This is a genomic window from Mycobacterium asiaticum DSM 44297, from assembly GCF_000613245.1.
GTDB classification, from domain to species: Bacteria; Actinomycetota; Actinomycetes; order Mycobacteriales; family Mycobacteriaceae; genus Mycobacterium; species Mycobacterium asiaticum.
In genome coordinates this window covers 1,230,970-1,250,641 of sequence record NZ_HG964937.1, presented here as the reverse complement: position 1 = coordinate 1,250,641, position 19,672 = coordinate 1,230,970, and the positions used below count along the sequence as shown (strand labels likewise).

At 69.6% G+C, this 19,672-nt stretch carries 4 protein-coding genes and 2 pseudogenes; 1 reads left to right on the top strand and 5 read right to left on the bottom strand.

All coding sequences use genetic code 11. The annotated features are described in order from the left end of the window. From BN972_RS16130 to BN972_RS29940, 4 genes and pseudogenes are all read right to left on the bottom strand, one after another. On the bottom strand, positions 1 to 672 hold a 672-nt coding region (locus tag BN972_RS16130), incomplete at its 3' end, for a PE family protein (RefSeq protein WP_036361049.1). A 53-nt stretch (positions 673 to 725) separates the two neighbouring features. Beyond that, positions 726 to 3,308 carry a sugar epimerase family protein gene (locus BN972_RS16125; protein ID WP_036359710.1) on the bottom strand — a complete coding sequence of 861 codons (2,583 nt, stop codon included), beginning with the start codon at positions 3,306 to 3,308 and terminating at the stop codon, positions 726 to 728. A 20-nt stretch (positions 3,309 to 3,328) separates the two neighbouring features. Then, positions 3,329 to 15,839, bottom strand: a pseudogene (locus BN972_RS16120) (type I polyketide synthase). A gap of 352 nt (positions 15,840 to 16,191) precedes the next feature. Next, positions 16,192 to 16,542: a hypothetical protein gene (locus BN972_RS29940; RefSeq protein ID WP_080696870.1), complete on the bottom strand. Its 351-nt coding sequence runs from the start codon at positions 16,540 to 16,542 to the stop codon at positions 16,192 to 16,194. 184 nt (positions 16,543 to 16,726) lie between these two features. On the opposite strand from BN972_RS29940, the gene rbpA reads away from it, so the two are divergent. After that, positions 16,727 to 17,062, top strand: coding sequence for an RNA polymerase-binding protein RbpA (gene rbpA / locus BN972_RS16110; RefSeq protein ID WP_036359704.1), 336 nt, complete (start codon positions 16,727 to 16,729; stop codon positions 17,060 to 17,062). Between the two features lie 8 nt (positions 17,063 to 17,070). Here the strand turns inward: rbpA and lnt are convergent. Beyond that, a pseudogene (gene lnt / locus BN972_RS16100) lies at positions 17,071 to 19,670 on the bottom strand (apolipoprotein N-acyltransferase). Between the last annotated feature and the right edge of the window lie 2 nt (positions 19,671 to 19,672).

Genomic DNA, 19,672 nt, shown 5'->3' with positions numbered 1-19,672 from the left:
GCGCCCAAACAGGATCGCCTGCCCGCCGGCGCCGCCCAGGCCTCCGATGCCGGCGGCGGCGTCACCGCCCGCTCCCCCGGCCCCGCCGTTGCCGAACAGCCAGCCGCCGTTTCCACCGGTGCCGCCGACCGCACCGGCAGCTCCGGCGCCACCGGCCCCGCCGTTGCCGAAAAGCCCTGCGGCACCGCCTCTTCCGCCTGCGGGATGCCCGCCGCCGCCAGACCCGCCCGCCCCGCCGTTGCCGAACAGCAGACCGCCGGCCCCACCGTCGGCACCGGTGCCCGCCGCGCCGTCGGCACCGTTGCCGATCAGCGGACGTCCCAGCAACAGCTGGGTCGGCAGGTTGATCAGGTTGAGCAGGTCGTTGATCGGCCCTGGCAGGGCCGCCGCACTGGCGACCTCCGCACCGGCGTATGCCGCCGCACTCGCGATGAGAGCGCGCACGAACTGGGCGTGCAAGGCTTCCGCTTGGGCGCCGAGTGCTTGATAGAACTGACCGTGCCGGCCGAACAGCGCCGCGACGGCGGCGGACACTTCGTCGGCGCCGGCGGCGAGCAGTTCGGTGGTGGGAGCCGCGGCAATTGCGTTGGCCGCGTTGAGCGCCGAACCGATGGTCGCCAAATCTGCTGCGGCAGCTGCCATCGACTCGGGCGTCACAGCCACGAACGACATCGCGAACCTCCCGGCTTGCCGGATGTGCAGGACAGATTAGCTCTAGTCGTTGCCTAGATCGGGGATTTGGCGGGGTCGAGCACGTGGATCTCGCCGGTGCTGCCGTCCACCTCGATCAGGGCGCCCGGCGGCAGCGACCGGGTAGCGCCCTGGACGTCGACCACACAAGGAAATCCGAATTCGCGGGCCACCACCGCCGCATGCGACATGGGCCCGCCGAGTTCGGTGACCACCGCGGCGGCATAGCAGAACGCGGCGGTGTAGCCGACGTCGGTCACCTCGGCGACCAGGATCTCGCCGGGCTGCAGATCGTCGATGGTCTCCGGTCGCACGATCCGCACCCGGCCGCGCACCTTGCCGCCGCAGACACCGACACCGCGCAGAGTGTCGCCGCCGGCCAGCGCCGGCGGCGCCACCACGGTGGGCTCCCAGGACCCGCTGAACACAGTGGGCGGAACGACGCCGACCAACCGGCGCTGCTCGGCGCGGCGCCGCGCCACCAGCTCGGCGACGTTGGGCGGCAACGCATCCAGTTCGTCGACCAACAGGTAGAAGACGTCGTCGGCGGATTGGAAGGCGCCGGATTCGGCCAGCCGGCGGCCATATTCGCGCAGCAGTCCTCGCAGCACCCAGATGGCCCGCACCATCCGGTCCCGCCGGACTTCCCGGTCCCTCAGCTGCCGGGCCGCCAGCAGCGCAACGGGCCTGGCGTGCAAAGGAATCCGTGCGTGTCGGGGCTGCGGCGCGGGCGGTGCGCTCAGCGCCTTGGTGACCATGCGGACCAGCAGTTCAGGGTCGTCGGCGTAGCTGGTCGACAGCATCTCGACCTCCGCCGGACCGCGGTGCCCCATCAGGTCCAGCTCGGCAAACACCTCGGCGTGGAACTCGGGCGCCTCCACCGCCAGCTTGCCCAGCCGCTCCCCGGGTTCGGCCAGCACCCGGATCACCGTGGGATCGCGCCGCGCGGCGACCACCAGCCGCTGCACCGCTTCCACCGAGCGCGCGCTGACCAGTTGGGGTCCGGCCGCCGGCGCGGTGTCGCGCCCGCACAGCCCGCGCAGCAGCACGTTGAACGCGGCGCAGAGCATGAACGACCCGGAGGCCAGCAGCCAGCCGTGCACGACGTGATCGCGGGCCAACAGGATCAGGCTGCGCAGCCGGCGATCGTCGAGTCCGCTGACGTCGCTGCCGACCAGTTGCTCCAGCCGGTCGATGTCGCTCAGGTAGTCATCGGTGTCCAGCGGCGAGCCGGCACTCAGGCCGACCAGGTTGACCCCGAACACGCCGATATTGCGGATGTTGCGTAGTTGCCTGCGGACCGGATTGGTTTGCGAGGGCGGGCGTTCGGCACCAAAGATCGGCAGCGAAGCCATGCTGGGCCCAAAGAACCCGCTGTTGCTGACGATGGTCGAAGGCTTGGCGAACGGCACCGTCTCGGCCATGAAATGCGCCGACGTGATCGCCCCGTAGAGCCGGTGCGCGAAGACCGCGACGGTGCGCATCGCGATCTCTTTCTGCACGATCCCGCCAGGACGCAGCCGTTCGGCGATGCCTACGCCGCCGGCGCGCAGGCCGCGCACGGTGACCGACGCCGACGCCGGCGAGAATGGGCCGGGCAGCGCCTCGGAGAGGTTGGTAGCCAGGAAGGTGGGGAACCGGGGGTCGATCGGAGTGTCGAATTCGCCGTTGACGCCCTGCGGCCCGGCCAGTCTTGGTACCACCCCGTCGTCGGCGGGGGTGTCCACGGCGGGTAGGTCCTGGATGGGCGCCAGCCGCCAGGGCAACGACAGCACCCGCTTGCCTAGCGAGACCCGGCCGCGCACTGCGAGCGCGAAATCTTCCAGGCATTCCTCGGCCGTCCACGCGGGCGTGAAGCCCCACTCGTCGTGCAGCCTGGTGGTGTCCATTAGAGCGACATCCGGCAAAGCCGAGCGTCCCAGCCGGGCGAGCCCGGGAAGCAGCGGGCGGCCCAGCGCCGCCGCGAGCTGCCGCAGGGTCGGTGTTCCGTCAGCGGCAATATTTATTGCGCCGCTGCTGATGTCAGGTTGGACGAGGGCGGTGGTGAACAGCCGCAGCGCGTCGTCGGTGTGGATCACCTGCACGCTGCGGTCGGCTGAGCTCGCGCGGAGCAGCGGCCGGGCCAGCAGCCGGCGCAGCTCGTTGTCGACGCCGCGTCCCACCACCAGGGGAAAGCGGATCGCCACCCACTGCAGGCCGGACTGCGCCAGCGTCTCCTCGACCCGCGCCCGCAGCCGCCCCTCGGGCGTCGCCGGGCGCACCGGGTCCTGCTCGCTCGCGGGCTTTGCTCCTGCGCCGTATACGTGCGCCGACGACGCGAACACGATGCGGGGGTTGCCCGACTCCGCGGCCGCGGCCAGCAGGTTGGCGGCCCCGGTTAGGTTGGCCTGGCCGTGATCACGGCGCGCCCACGCGCAATGCGCCACCACGTCCGTCCCGGCGACGGCGCGACGGACCGCGGCGCCATCGCGGATGTCGCCGATAACGAATTCAGCTGTGCTGGGCCAACTTTCGGGCCGGTGACGGCCGAGGCCGGTGACTTCGTGTCCCTGGCTGAGCAGTCGGGCGACCAGGCCGCGGCCGAGCACGCCGCCGGCTCCGGTGACCGCGACCCTCACTGGTTACTCACCGCACGCACTCACTCATCGTCGTTCAGGAACGCCGCGTTGACCAGGTCGTCGAGGTCCATGTCCGCGATGTCTTTGGCGTCGGGTTCGGACTGCGACGCGCCATGGGCACCGTTAAGTTCGCCGTCCTTTTCGTTGGCCAACGCCAGCAGCACGTCCAGCACGCCGGCCTGCCGCAGCCGCTTGACCGGAATGGACGCGACGACGCGCCGCAGTTCCTCTTCGCCGGGTGCCGCCGGTTGCGCAACCGGGCGCTCGGCGCCGACGAGCTCCTGGTGGAAGTAGCCGGCCAGCGCCGCCGAGTTGGGGTAGTCGAAAATCAGCGTCGGCGACAGCGCCAGCCCGGTCGCGGCCTTGAGCCGGTTGCGCATCTCGACGGCGGTCAGCGAGTCGAAGCCCAACTCCTGGAATGCCCGATCGGGATCGATCGCTTCGGGCGTGGTGTTGCCCAGCACCGTGGCGATGTGGGAGCGGACGAGATCCAGCAGGATCGCCTGCTGCTCGTCCTCGGGCAGACCGTCAAGGCGTTGCAGCAGCGCAGACTTCGATTTGGCCGCGGCCAGCGAATCGTCTACCTGACGCCGCGCCGGTGCGTTGATCAGGTCGACGAACATCGGCGGCAGGGTGCCGGCGTCGAACTTCGCCCGCAGTGCGACGAGGTCGATGTGCGCGGGCAGCAGGAACGGCTCATCGACGATCAGCGCGGTGTCGAGCAGCTCCAGCGCCTCCTCCGAGGACATCGCCACGATCCCGTCGCGGGCGAACCGGGCCAGATCCGCCGCCGCCAGCCCTTCGGTCATGTTGCTGGCCTGATCCCAGAGTCCCCAGCCCAGCGAGATGGCCGGCAGACCCTGCGCCTGCCGGTACACCGCCAGCGCGTCCAGGAACGAATTGCCCGCCGCATAGTTGGCCTGGCCCGAGGCGCCCGCCAACCCGGCAATCGACGAAAACAGCACGAACGCATGCAGATTCAGCTCGCGGGTGAGCTCGTGCAGATTCCACGCGGCATCGGCCTTGGCCCGCAACGCCGCATCGACCCGTTCCGGCGTCAACGACGTGACCACGGCATCGTCCAGGGTGCCGGCCGCGTGGATCACGGCAGTCAGCGGATACCGTTCGGGGATGCCGGCGATCACCTTCGCCATTGCCTCGCGATCCGCGGCGTCACAGGCCACCACCTGTACCTGTGCGCCGGCGCCGGTCAACTCAGCGGTCAGCTCCGTCGCGCCCGGCGCATCCGGGCCGCGTCGGCTCACCAGTACCACGTTCGGCGCTCGGTGCCGGGTGACCACGTGCCGAGCCAAAGCTGAACCCGCCATGCCGGTACCGCCGGTGATCAGGACGGTGCCGCCGCCCAAACCGCTGCGTCCGTCACCGGCGGGCCCGGCGCTCAGCGCGGGCGGCACCGTCATGACGACCTTGCCGACGTGGCGGGCCTGGCTGAGGTAGCGCAGTGCCGCCGCCGCGCGTCGCACGTCGAACGTCGTGGCCGGCAGCGGCCGCAGCACCCCGGCCTCGAACAGTGCGGTCAGTTCGGCGAGCATCCGCTGGATGTGGTCGGGTCCGGCTTCGAACAGGTCGAAGGCGCGGTAGAGCACCCCGGCGTGTTGTTGCGCCACCTTTTCCGGGTCGCGGATGTCGGTCTTGCCCATCTCCAGGAACACCCCGCCGGGCGCGACCAATCGCAGTGAGGCGTCGACGAATTCGCCGGCCAGCGAGTCCAGCACCACGTCCACGCCCCGGCCGCCGGTGGCCGTGCGGAACTTGTCCTCGAACTCCACGCTGCGCGAGTCGGCGATGTGGTCGTCGTCGAAGCCGAGGCGGCGCAGGGTGTCCCACTTGCCCTTGCTGGCGGTGGCGAACACCTCCGCGCCCAGGTGCCGGGCCAGCTGCACCGCGGCCATGCCCACGCCGCCGGTGGCCGCGTGCACCAGTAGCCGCTGGCCGGGCTGGATGTCAGCCAGGGCCGTCAGCGCGTAGTAGGCCGTCGCGAAAACGACCGGGGCGGTGGCCGCCTCGACGTCTGACCAGTCCGACGGGATCCTGATCAGCAGCCGCTCGTCGGTGACGGCGACGGCGCCGGTGCCTTCCGGGAACAACCCGGTGACCCGGTCACCCACCGCGAAACAGCTTGCCGCGGGACCCGTTTCGAGGACCGTTCCGGCGGCCTCGACACCCATGGCGGCGTCCTCGTCGGGGTAGAGCCCCAGTGCGATCATGACGTCGCGGAAGTTGGCGGCCATGGCGCTGGTCGCGACGCGCACGTTGCGTGGCGCCAACTCATCGGCCGCGCCGGGAATCGGCTCCATGCGCAGGTTCTCGAACGTGCCCGCGGTGCTCATGCCCAGTCGCCACGGACCGTCGCCAGGCGGCACCAGCAGGCCGCGCACCGCGCGGCTGCCGTGGACCCGGGCAATGTGCGTCACACCGTGGCGCAACAACACCTGCGGCTCGCCCACCGCCAGCACCGCCGCGGCCTCGTCGTCGCCGATCGACACGTCAGTGTCCACCAGCACGATCCGGCCGGGATGTTCCGTCTGTGCCGAACGCACCAAACCCCACACCGCCGCGCCGGCCAGGTCGGTGACACTCTCACCCGGACCCGCCATCGCGCCGCGCGTGGCGACCAGCAGCACGCCCGAATCGTGCTCGCTCAGCCAGGATTGAACGATCTGCAACGCCCGGTGGGTGGCGGCGTGCACGCCGGCCAGAGTGTCCTCGGCAAACGGTTCGGACTCGTAGAGCTGATGCGGTGGTGTGCCGCCAGCCGACGCGGCCGGCGCCGGCGACCAGACCACGTCGAACAGCCGGTCACCGGCCGAACCCGACAGCGCTGCCTTGAGCTGCTGCTCGGAGACCGGGCGGGCCACCATCGACGCCACGGACAACACCGGCAACCCGAGCGCGTCGGTCAGTTCCACCGATACCGACGACGGGCCGGTGCGGGTGATCCGGGCCCGCACCGCCGAAGCACCCGCTGCATGCAGCGAAACACCTTGCCAGGCAAAGGGAACCAGCACACCGCCGGCTTTATCTGGGTCGGCTGCTGGGCCGGCTTCTTGGCCGGCTTCTTGGCCGGCGATGATGGCGTGCAGCGCGGCATCCAGCACCGCCGGGTGCACGCCGAAGCCCGTGGGCGACAATCCCGGCACGGCCGGCAGGGCGACCTCGGCGAACAGGTCGTCGCCGCGGCGCCACATCGCGGTCAGGCCCTGGAACGCCGGGCCGTAGCCATACCCGCGCTCCGCCAACCGTTCGTAGATTCCGGACACGTCGACCGGTTGTGCGCCCGCCGGTGGCCAGCCGGACAGATCCGTACCGGGCTGCGCAGCCGCCGAACTCACCGAACCCTCGGCGTGCAACAGCCAGTTGCGGCCGGAGTCGGCCCGCGAGTACACCGAGACCGCGCGGGACCCGGATTCGTCGGCGGCGTCCACCACAACCTGCACGGCCACCGAACCCGATTCGGGCAGAACCAGCGGCGCCGCCAGTGTCAACTCGTCGACCACCGCGCAGCCGACCTCGTCGCCGGCCCGGATGGCCAACTCGACGAAGCCGGCGCCCGGGAAGATCACCACTCCGCCCACGGCGTGGTCCTTCAACCAGGCATGCCGAGCGGCGGACAACCGGCCGGTCAGCACCACACCGCCGGAGGAGGGCAGGTCCACGACGGCGCCCAGCAATGGGTGCTCTCCGGCGGCCTGACCGAGTCCTTCGGCGTCGACGGCACCGCCGTCGCTGGACAGCCAGAATCTCCGTCGTTCAAAGGCATACGTCGGGAGCTCGACGAAGTTCGCCGGCGCCAGCACCGACCGCCAGTTCACCTGCGCACCCGTCACGAAGGCCTGGGCCAGCGCCGTGATCAAGGTGGTGGGCTCCGGGCGGTCTTTGCGCAGCGCGCAGACCGTGGTGACTGCGACGTCGGGCAGCGACTCGTCAATGGAGGCGGTCAGGCCGCCGCTTGGGCCGACCTCGACGAATCGGATCGCGCCGGCTGCCTGCGCGAACCGAATGCTGTCGGCGAACCGGACCGGTTCCCGCACATGGCGTTTCCAGTATTCCGCCGAGCCGAAGTCGGCGCCGGCCAGTTGCCCGGTCAGGTTCGAGATCACCGGGATGGTGGGCTGCCCGACCGGCAGCCCCGCCGCGACCGCACCGAACTCGTCGACCATTGGGTCCATCAGCGGCGAGTGGAAGGCGTGTGACACGGCCAGTTGGTGGATGCGGCGGCCCTGCGCGCGCAGGCCGTCGGCCACCGAGCGCACCGACTCCTCGTCTCCCGAAAGCACCACGGACGATGGACCGTTGACAGCGGCGATGCTGACCTCGGGTCCCAGCAGCGGGCGGACCTCTTCCTCAGTCGCCTGCACCGCGACCATCGCGCCGCCGGCATCCAGTCGCTGCATGAAGCGGCCGCGGGCGGCGACTAGAACAGCGGCGTTCTGCAGCGACAGCACCCCGGCGACATGCGCCGCGGACAGCTCGCCGACCGAGTGCCCCATCAGGAAGTCGGGCCGCACGTCCCAGGACTCGAGCAGCCGGAACAGCGCGACCTCGACGGCGAACAGCGCGGGCTGAGCGAATTCCGTGGTATTCAACAGGTTTTCGCCGCTGCCCCAAATCACCTCGCGCAGCGGGCGCAGCAGGTGGCGGTCCAGTTCCGCGACGACGGCGTCGAACGCCTCGGCGAAGACCGGATACCGGGCGTGCAATTCCTTGCCCATGCCCAGCAATTGGGAGCCCTGCCCGGGAAAGACGAAGACCGTCTTGCCCCCGGGCTGCGCCACGCCACGAATGACTTCGCCGACTTCGCTGGCGGTCAGCTCGTCCAATCCGGCCAGCAATTGCTCCCGGTCGGACCCCACGATAACGGCCCGATGCTCGAAGGAGGACCGGCCGGCCAGCGTCCAGCCGATGTCGGCGAGCCCCAATTCGACGCGGCCGCCAAGGTATTCGGACAACCGCGCCGCCTGGGCCTGCAGCGCCGAGGGTGTCTTGGCCGAGACCACCCAGGGCAGCACCGCCGGCTCGGGTTCGGCCGGCTCGATTGCCGGGGTTGCCGGAACCGACTCGATGATCACGTGCGCGTTGGTACCACTGATCCCGAAAGAGGACACCCCGGCACGACGGGGACCGGCTTGCGCGAGCCACGGCCGGGATTCGGTCAGCAGCGACACCGCCCCGATGGACCAATCCACGTGCGGGCTCGGTGCGTCAACGTGCAAGGTGGCCGGGAGCACCTCGTGGCGCATCGCCTGGACCATCTTGATCACCCCGGCTACACCGGCCGCGGCCTGGGTGTGACCCATGTTGGACTTGATCGAGCCGAGCCACAGCGGCTCGGTCCGCCCACGGCCGTAGGTGGCCAGCAGCGCCTGCGCCTCGATGGGGTCGCCCAAAGTTGTTCCGGTGCCGTGCCCTTCGACGACATCGACATCGGCCGGGCCCAAGCCGGCGTTGGCCAGCGCCGCTCGAACCACCCGCTGCTGCGAGGGCCCGTTCGGTGCGGTCAGCCCGTTGGACGCGCCGTCCTGGTTGATCGCCGAACCCCGCACCAACGCCAGCACCGGATGCCCCAGTCGCTGCGCGTCGGAAAGTCGTTCCACCACCAGCATTCCGCCGCCCTCGGCAAACCCGGTGCCGTCGGCCGCCCCGGCGAACGCCTTGCACCGCCCGTCGGGTGACAAGCCACGCATGCGGCTGAACTCGACGAAGATGTCCGGTGTGGCGTTGACGGTGACACCGCCGGCCAGCGCCAGATCGCACTCCCCCGACCGCAGCGACTGCACCGCCATGTGCAACGCCACCAGCGACGACGAGCACGCGGTATCCACCGACACCGCCGGTCCCTCCAGCCCCAGCACGTACGCCACCCGGCCGGAGGCCACGCTCGAGGACTGCCCGGTCAACCGGAAACCCTCCGCCGGCTGCGCGGCCCCGATGCCGTAGCCCTGGGTGTACACACCGGCAAATACGCCGGTGGCGCTGCCGCGCAGCGCGCCCGGGTCGATCCCGGCGCGTTCCAGCGCCTCCCAGGACAATTCGAGGTACATGCGCTGCTGCGGGTCCATGGCCAGCGCCTCGCTCGGCGCGATCCCGAAGAAAGCCGGGTCGAAGTCGGCCACACCGTCCACGAAGCCACCGGTACGGGTGTAGCAGGTGCCCGGCACGTCCGGGTCGGCGTTGTACAGGCCGGCCAGGTCCCAGCCGCGATCGGTCGGAAATTCCGACAGCACGTCGCGGCCCTGGAACACCATGTCCCACAAGTCTTCCGGTGAGGTCACCCCACCGGGGTAGCGGCACGACATACCCACGATGGCGATCGCGTCGTCACCGGTGGTGCGGACCGCGGGTGCGTGCTTGATCTCCTGCGGCATGCCGGCGAGCTCGGTGCGGATATAGCAGGCCAGACCGTTGGGCGTCGGGTAGTCGAAGATGAGGGTCGGCGAAAGCGACAGCCCGGTGGCCGTTTTCAGGCGGTTGCGCATCTCGACGGCGGTCAGGGAGTCGAAGCCCAAGTCCTGGAATGCCTTGTCGGGGTCGATGGCTTCCGGCGCGATGTTACCCAGCACGGTGGCGATGTGCGATCGCACCAGGTCCAGCAGGACGGCATGCTGTTCGGCTTCGGTCAGTCCCTGCAGCCGGTGCGCGAGTGCCGTTTTCGACTTCGCCGCGGCAAGCGATTCGTCGACCTGGCGGCGGCCGGGGCCGGTGACCAGATCACGGAACATCGGCGGCACCGCCACCGCGTGCGCCCGCAGCGCGGCCAGGTCGATCCGGGCGGGGGCCAAAAACGGCTCGTCGACGATCAGTGCGGTATCGAACAGTTCCAGCGCTTCCTGCGACGACAACGCCAGCACACCCTCGCGACCCAGCCGGGCCAGGTCGGCGGCGTCCAGGCCGCCGGTCATCGCGCTGGCCTGATCCCACAACCCCCAGCCGAGCGACATCGCCGGCAGGCGCTGCGCGCGCCGGTGCGCGGCCAGCGCGTCGAGGAAGCAGTTGGCCGCCGAATAGTTGCCCTGTCCGGACGAGCCCACCAGCCCGGCCATCGACGAAAACATCACGAAGGCAGACACATTCAGGTCTCTGGTCAGCTCATGCAGGTTCCAGGCCGCGTCCACCTTGGCCCGCAGCACCGCGTCGATCCGCTCCGGTGTCAGTGACGTCACAACCGCGTCGTCAAGCACCCCGGCCGCGTGGATGACCGCCGACAGCGGCCGCTGCAGCGGAATGTCGGCGATGACCTTCGCCAGCGCCGGCCGGTCCGAGGCGTCGCACGCGACGATCTGCACCTGCGCTCCGGCGGCCTCCAATTCCGCGGTCAACTCCGCGGCGCCAGGAGCGTCCGGGCCCCGGCGGCTGAGCAACAGCAGATGGCGCACTCCGTGCTGCGCCACCACATGTCGCGCCAACGCCGAACCGGCCATCCCGGTGCCACCGGTGATCAGGACGGTGCCGTGCGCCCAGGCGTCCGGCAGCATCATGACGACCTTGCCGATGTGGCGCGCCTGGCTCAGGTACCGCAGCGCGGCCGGTGCCCGCCGAATGTCGAAGGTGGTCACCGGCAATGGCCGCAGCACACCGGCGTCGAAAAGCTCGGCGAGATCAAGCATGTACTGGTGCATGCGAGGACGGCCGGGCTCGAAAAGGTCGAAGGCGCGGTAGCGCACTCCGGGGTACTCCTGGGCGATCGCCCCGGGATCGCGGATATCGGTCTTGCCCATCTCCAGGAACACCCCGCCGGGGGCGACCAGCCGTAGGGAGGCATCGACGAATTCGCCGGCCAGCGAGTCCAGCACGATATCCATACCCGCGCCGTTGGTGACGGTGCGGAACTTGTCCTCGAATTCCAGGCTGCGCGAGTCGGCGATGTGGTCGTCGTCGAAGCCCATGGCCCGCAACGTGTCCCACTTGCCCTTACTGGCGGTGCCGAACACCTCCAGACCGAGGTGGCGGGCCAGCTGGGTCGCTGCCATGCCGACGCCGCCCGCGGCTGCGTGGATCAGCACCCGCTGTCCCGGCTTGGCGGCGGCAAGGTCGATGAACGCAAACCATGCCGTGGTGAACACCGCGGAAATGGCGGCGGCTTCGGCGTAGGTCCAGTCCGAGGGCATCGGCAACAGCAGCCGGATGTCGCCGGGCACCAGGGTGCCGCTGGTGTCGGGGAAGAATCCATATACCGAGTCGCCGACGGCGAATTCGGTTACGCCGGGTCCGATCTCGACGACCACGCCGGCGCCCTCGCCGCCAAGCAGGGCTTTCGTGGGTGAACATGCCCAGCGTGATCATGATGTCGCGGAAGTTGGCCGCGATGGCGCGCAGCGCGACCCCGGACGTGGCCGGGTTTGCAACGGCGCCTCGCCGCCGGGAACCGGCTCCAGGCGCAGGTTTTCAAAGGTGCCGGCGCTGCTCAGGCCCAACCGCCACGGCCCGTCGCCCGGCGGTTCCAGGATGCCATCGACGGCGCGGCTGGCCCGCACCCGCGGCGTATAGGCTTGGCCGCCCCGCAACAACACCTGCGGCTCGCCGACCGCCAGCGCCGTCGCAGCCGCCGAATCATCAATGGGCGCATCGGAATCGACCAGAACCAATCGGCCCGGGTGCTCGGTCTGCGCCGAGCGCAGCAGACCCCAGACGGCCGCTCCCGCCAGATCGGTGACGTCCTCGCCGGGCAGCGCCATGGCGCCGCGGGTGGCGAGCCACCAGCACACCCTGCCCCGAATCCTGGTCGGCCAGCCACGATTGCACCGCGGCCAGCGCCCGGTGCGCGCGTTCGTAGGTCGCGGTAACCGGATCATCTTCGGTGGCAACGGAAGTGAAAATCTCATGGGGCGTCGGCTGCCCGCTCGTGGATGTGGCCGGCGACCACACCAGTTCGAACAGCCGGTCGGGACCGGCCCCGGAAATCGCGGCCCGCAACCGCTGCTCGGTCACCGGCCGGGCCACCATGGCGGCGACCGAAAGAACCGGCAAGCCCAGACCGTCGGCCAGCTCAACGGAGACCGCCGCATTCCCGGCCGGCGCGATCCGCGCCCGCACCGTCGACGCGCCCGCGGCGTGCAGCGACACACCCTGCCAGGAGAACGGTAACGCCAGCTCCGCCTCAGGGTTGGCCAACACCGCCGCATGCAGGGCGGCGTCCAGCAGGGCGGGGTGCATCCCGAATCCGCCGGTGCCGCCAGCCGATTCCGGCAACCGCACCTCGGCGAACAACTCCTCGCCGCGTGACCACAATGCGGTCAGCCCGCGGAAGGCAGGGCCGTATCCGTAGCCGTGCTCGGCCAGCCGCTCGTAGCCGCCCGTCAGGTCGACGGCGACGGCGCCCGCCGGAGGCCACACCGACAGATCGGCCGCCGGTTCGGCCGTCCCGGAACTCAGCGTCCCCTCGGCGTGCAACACCCACGCCGAAGCACCGTCGACGTCGGCGTGTGAGTAAATCGACACGCTGCGCTGGTCGCTCTCTTGCACGGCTTCCGAGACGGGGGAGCCCACGACCACTTGCACCGCAACCGATCCCGACGCGGGAAGCATCAACGGCGACCGAAGAGTCAGCTCGTCGACCACCGTGCAGCCGACCTCGTCACCGGCGCGGATCGCCAACTCCACGAAGCCCGTCCCCGGGAAGACAACCATTCCCGAAACCGCGTGATCGGCCAGCCACCCCTGCGCACTGGCCGACAGCCGGCCCGTCAGCACCACCCCGCCGGAGGCGGGCAACTCCACGACCGCGCGCAGCAACGCGTGCTCGCTGGCCGCCAACCCCAGACCTGAGGCGTCGGCCCCCGCGCCCTCGCCCGAAAGCCAGAACCGGCGCTTGTCGAAGGCGTAGGTAGGTAGGTCGACCAGGCGGCCACCAGCCACCGGAACGTGCCAATCCACCGTCACGCCGGCCACGAAAGCCGCGGCGGCCGACGACAGGAACCGCCGCAGACCACCGTCCTCGCGGCCCAGGGTGGGGATCACGACAGGCTCGGCGTCGCCGCCGAGGCAATCGGTGACGGTGTCCTCGATGCCCGCGATCAGCGCCGGGTGCGGACTGGATTCGACGAAGACGCGGTAGCCCTGCTCGCAGGCGCTGCGGACGGCCTGGTCGAGTTGCACGGGCTGGCGGATGTTGCGGTACCAATACTCGGCATCTAAACCGGCTGTGTCCAAACGCTTTCCGGTCACGGTGGAGAAGAAGGCGGTGCGCGTCGAGGCGGGCTCGATGCCGGCCAGTGCCTGCTCGAGGTCGGCACGAATCGCCTCGACCTCGGCCGAGTGCGAGGCGTAGTCCACGTCGATCCGACGGACGCGGAGTTCCTGTTCGGTGCAGACCCGGATCAGCTCGTCCAGCGCCGCACCTTCGCCGGACACCACGACCGCCGAGCGGCCGTTCACCGCGGCGATGTCGATGCGGTTCCCGAACGGCGCCAACAACTCCCGGGCCCGATCCACACCGCAGGCGATGGAAACCATGCCGCCCGGCCCGGCCAGCCCGGTCAGCAACTTGCTGCGCAGGGTCACCACCTTGGCGGCGTCGCGCAGGGACAACGCACCGGCGACGTAGGCGGCGGCGATCTCGCCCTGCGAATGACCGATGACGGCGTCGGGGCGCACTCCGACCGACTTCCACAGTTCGGCCAGTGACACCATCACCGCGAACAGCACTGGCTGCACGACGTCGACGCGATCGAGCCCGGGCGCACCCGGCGCGCCACGCAACACCTCGATCAGCGACCAGTCGACGAATTCGGCGAACGCTTCCGCACACGCCTCGATCTGTTCTGCGAAAACCGTTGCGGTGTCCAGTAATTCGACACCCATGCCGATCCACTGCGAGCCCTGCCCGGGGAAGACGAACACGGTTTTGCCGGCCGGCCGTGCCGTTCCGCGTACCAGTTCACTGAGTTCACTCAGCTCCCCCGCGGCCAGCTCGTCAAGCCCGGTCAGCAGCCGCTCGCGATCCGCGCCGACCACCACGGCCCGGTGTTCGAAGGTGGTGCGGCCAGCCAATGTCCAGGCGACATCGGCCATATCCAATTCGGGCCGGGCACGCAGGTGCTTGACCAACCGTGCGGCCTGCCCCGCCAACGCCGAGGCGGACTTCGCCGAAATCACCCACGGCACCACCGCCGGCGCCGGCCGAGACTGCACCGGTTCGTCGGCCGGCACCGACTCGATGATCACGTGCGCGTTGGTGCCGCTGATCCCGAAAGACGAGACCGCCGCACGGCGACTGCGGCCCGACTCGGTGGTCCAGGGGCGCGCCTGCGCCAGCAACTCCACCGACCCGGCCGACCAATCCACATGCGGCGAAGGCACATCCACGTGCAGCGTGGCGGGCAGCAGCTCGTGGCGCATCGCCTGCACCATCTTGATCACCCCGGCCACCCCGGCGGCGGCCTGCGTGTGACCCATGTTCGATTTGATCGACCCCAGCCACAGCGGCTGGTTGCGGTCCTGGCCGTAGGTGGCCAGCAGCGCCTGGGCCTCGATCGGATCGCCCAAAGTTGTTCCGGTGCCGTGGCCTTCGACCACATCCACGTCGGCCGCGGTCAAACCGGCGTTGGCCAGCGCCGCCCGCACCACCCGCTGCTGGGAAGGACCGTTGGGCGCCGTCAATCCGTTGGAGGCGCCGTCCTGGTTCACCGCCGAACCGCGCACCACCGCAAGCACCGGGTGCCCGAGCCGGCGGGCGTCGGAGAGGCGTTCCACCACCAGCATTGCCCCGCCCTCGGACCAGCCGACCCCGTCGGCCGCCCCGGCGTAAGCCTTGCAGCGCCCGTCGGGCGCCAGGCCGCGGTGCCGGCTGAACTCGACAAAGACCGTCGGGGTGGCGTTGACGGTCGCGCCGCCGGCCAGGGCCAGGTCGCACTCACCGGTGCGTAGCGACTGGACTGCCATGTGCAGCGCGACCAGCGAGGACGAGCATGCGGTGTCCACCGACACCGCCGGGCCTTCCAGGCCCAGCACATAGGACACCCGGCCGGACGCGACGCTGGAGGTCATGCCGGTCAGACGGTAGCCCTCGATCTCCTCGGCGAACATTCCGTAGCCCTGGGCGATGATTCCAGCAAACACACCGGTGGCGCTGCCCCGCAATCCGCCGGGGTCAATTCCAGCCCGCTCCAGTGCCTCCCAGGACAGCTCCAACAACATCCGGTGCTGGGGATCCATCGCCAGCGCCTCGCTGGGCGCGATGCCGAAGAACGCGGGGTCGAAGTCGGCGACGCCGTCGACAAACCCCCCGGTGTTGGCGTAGGTCTTGTGCGGGGAGTCGGGGTCGGGGTCGAAGAGGCTGCCGACATCCCAGCCGCGGTCGGTGGGGAATTCAGCGATCACGTCGCGGCCGTCGGCGACCATTTGCCACAGGCCGTCCGGGGAGTCCACTCCACCGGGGAAGCGGCAGGACATCCCGACGATGGCGATCGGCTCGCTCGACCGCTCCAGCAGCGCGCGGTTGGTGCGCTTCAGGCGCTCAACCTGGACCAGCGCTTTTCGCAACGCTTCGGTTGCATGCTGGAGTTGATCAGCCATTACTAACCCCTCGCTTTTTTTGGTCGTCTCTGACCCGCCGGATACGGCTCTCGCCGAGTCATGGAAGTTGCTGCACGAAGCGATGTCGCTGCTTCCTCGACCGGCTTCGTGCGGCGTTCCGACCCAAGAATCTCGCTGGTGAGTATCGCCAACTCTGGCTGGATTTCAAAACGTCCGATACTCCCGGCTACACACGGAACGGCTGGGCACCCGTGCGCCGCGGCCATCCACCCGATGGATGCGCGATGCACTGCGTCCCCTCTGTACTCCCTTGTACACCCGGGCCGCCGTTCATGGCGCGACTGTACCTTTACTTGTCGTTTCAGCGTTCGAAGAGTTCGCTTATGCGCGCTCAGACGCCCACGCGCCGCCAGCCGTCGGCGGCTCGGGCGGCGCGGAGCAATTCGTCGCAGAGTTCCCGCAACTCGGCGGCGCCGGCACCTTCGTCGAGCGCGGTGGCGACGTCCTCCGCCGCGCATCTGACCTGGTAAACCCGGTCCGACAGGTCGGCCGCCTCGTCGGCGGTCAACACCACAGCATCGGCGGGCAGGGCCGCGACTTCGCCGCGGGTGATCATGGCCCGCTGCTCGTACGCCCGCTGCCGGCAGGACTGCCGGCAGTACTGGCGACGACGGCCCATCCCCACGTCGGCGACATCCCGTCCACACCAGCGACACGGCTGGGGCCGAACCCGACGACTCACGCCTGCAGACTTTAGTCCGAACCCGGCCGCGATCCCGGTATCATTGATGATCGCCGATGATCGCGTCGTTCATGCGCAGGAATCATGGAGAACGGGAACTCGGGCAAACGGTCTTATCGTTTGCTTAGGGAGAATCACACTACGGGAGCACCACGCGCTCACCGCACCCAAAGGAGCAGCACCAATGGCTGATCGTGTCCTACGAGGCAGTCGCCTCGGAGCCGTGAGCTATGAGACCGACCGCAATCACGACCTCGCCCCGCGGCAGATCGCCCGCTATCGCACCGAGAACGGCGAGGAGTTCGAAGTTCCGTTCGCCGACGACGCCGAGATCCCCGGCACCTGGCTGTGCCGCAATGGCATGGAGGGCACCCTGATCGAGGGCGACCTGCCCGAGCCGAAGAAGGTCAAGCCGCCGCGTACCCACTGGGACATGCTGCTGGAGCGCCGCTCGGTCGAGGAGCTCGAGGAATTGCTCAAGGAGCGCCTCGACCTGATCCGGTCGCGCCGCCGCGGGTAACTCTCGAATCAGGTGCGGGCGCCGCTTGACCGGGACCGGTTGCGTCGGCGCTCGACCCTGCCCTTCCAGCCCCACTGGGCGACCTTGACCAGCGCCTCGCGAATGTTGGATCCGCTCATTTTTGAGACTCCGATCTCGCGCTCGGTGAAGGTGATCGGAACCTCGACAACGGCGAAATTGGCGTTGACGCTGCGCCACGTCATCTCGATCTGGAAGCAGTAGCCCTTGGAGTCGACGGTGTCCAGGTCGATGGCTTCCAGGACTTCGCGTCGATAGGCGCGGTAGCCGGCCGTGATGTCGTGGACGCCGATGCCCAGCGCCAGGCGTGAATACGTGTTGGCCGTCCAGGACAGCGCCCAGCGCCGCCACGGCCAGTTCCGGACCGCGCCGCCATGCACGTAGCGCGAACCGATCGCCAGGTCGGCGCCGGCGTCGACGGCCTCCAACAGGCGGTACAACTGCTCGGGCGCGTGGCTGCCGTCGGCGTCCATCTCGACCAGGACCGCGTAGTCGCGGCTCAGGCCCCAGGCGAAACCTTCCAGGTACGCCGCGCCCAGGCCGTTCTTGACGGTCCGGTGCAACACGTGCGTGCAGCCCGGGTCGGCGGCCGCCAACTCGTCGGCGAGCTTGCCGGTGCCATCTGGGCTGCTGTCATCGACGACCAGGACATGCACGTCGGGGCAGGCCTGCCTGACGCGCTCGTGAATCAGCGGCAGGTTCTCCAGCTCGTTGTAGGTGGGGATGATCACCAGGACGCGCTGGCTGGGACCGGCGCCCGACAGGTCGGGCGCGCTGTGACCGGTGGTCATGTAGCTCCTTCATCTCGCCCGGTTCGAGTTCCCTCGCCTTCGTCGGGCGGGGCGTCGTTGGCGGTGGTCACCTGGCTCGCTGACGGCGGATCGGAGTCCCCATCGTTGGGCCGGGACCGCCGGCGCATCGGACGCGGGAACCTCGCCGGGAACCAACCATTGTGCCGTATCGCCGCCAGAATCAGTGCCCCAGCCGTCCCCACCAGCACCCACTGCACGATCGGAGCCCAGCGTGTGGCCGGCGTCAGCCGGGTCTTCAGGCGCACCTGAGTGTCCAGATAGTCGGGCACGAAAAACTCCGTGCGCTTCAGTTCGCCGCCGTCCGGTGCGATGACGGCACTGATTCCGGTGGTGCCGGCCACCAGGACGTAACGGTCGTGCTCGACGGCCCGCACCTTCGCGAACGCCAACTGCTGCTCGCTCATCGTCCTGGTGAAGGTGGCGTTGTTGCTCGGCACGGCCAGCAGCTGGGCGCCGTTGAGGACGGACTTGCGCGGCGCGCGGTCGAAGACCACCTCCCAGCAGGTCGCCACGCCCAGCGGCACCCCGGCGATGGGCACCACCCCGTCCCCGGGGACGGGCACGAAGTGTCCGGCGCGATCGGCGTAACCGGACAGATGCCGGAACAGCCAGGGCATCGGCAGATACTCACCGAACGGTTGCACGATCGCCTTGTCGTGGCGGCCCTCCGGTCCCTTGCCGGGATTCCAGACGATCATCGTGTTGGTGTATTCAGGCGTTTCTTTCATGCGCCCGGGCACGTCGAGCACCGTGCCGATCAGGATCGGCGCTCCGATCGCCCCGGCCGCCTTGGAGATCTGCTGGCCGGCGTCGATGTTGGTGAACGGATCGATGTCGGAGGAGTCCTCCGGCCAGATCACGAACCGCGGCTGCGGGGCGACCCCGGCCTGCACGTCCTCGGCCAGCCGCAGCGTCTGGTTGACGTGGTTGTCGAGCACAGCGCGGCGCTGAGCGTTGAAATCCAGGCCGAGACGAGGCACGTTGCCCTGTACGACGGCAACGGTGATGCTCGGCTCGCCGCCGGCGCCCACCCCGGCGTGGCGCACCTGCGGCCAGACCATGATCGCGGCCAGCAACACCAGGCAAATGCTCAGGCCCGGCAGCATGACCGCCGGCGGCTTCGTTGTGCCGGCTTTGTCCTCTATGCCGGCTTTGTCGGCTGTGTCGGCTTTGTCGGCTTTGCCGGCTTTGTCGGCTGCGTCGGCTTTGGCGCGGCTGGCGCCCCCGGCACGTAGCCAGGCTCCGATTTCCAGCGCAATCGCCGTCATGCTGGTCCCGACCAGCACCACCGAGGTGGACAGCAGCGCCACTCCGCCGAGCTGAACCAGCGGCAGCAAGGGGCCTTGTGCCTGCCCGAAGGCCACCGACCCCCAGGGGAATCCGCCAAACGGGAAGATCGATTTCAGCCATTCCTGAGCGCCCCAGAGCACCGCGAACCAAACCGGCCAGCCCGGCAGCCGACGGACGACGACCGCAAGCAAACCGAAGAGAGCCGGAAAGCAGGCACAAGCGGTCGCCAGCACCAACCAGGGCATCGTGCCCACCAGCGTGCTGATCCACGGCAGCAGCGGCACATAGAACGCCAAGCCGAACAGGAATCCGTAGCCCAGCCCGCCCGCCGGCGTAGTAGCGGGATGCACCAGGACCCAGGTCAGCAATGCGATCGCCACGACGGCGGCCCACCACCAATTCAGCGAGGGGAAGCTGGCGTACATCAGCCAGCCGGCGACCAGGGCGACCGCCAATCGGGCCAGCCGCGGGCGCAGCGCAACGAACATGT

Coding starts and splice junctions, on each gene's coding strand:
- rbpA (WP_036359704.1), top strand. CDS start 16,727: ATGGCTGATCGTGTCCTACGAGGCAGTCGCCTCGGAGCCGTGAGCTAT.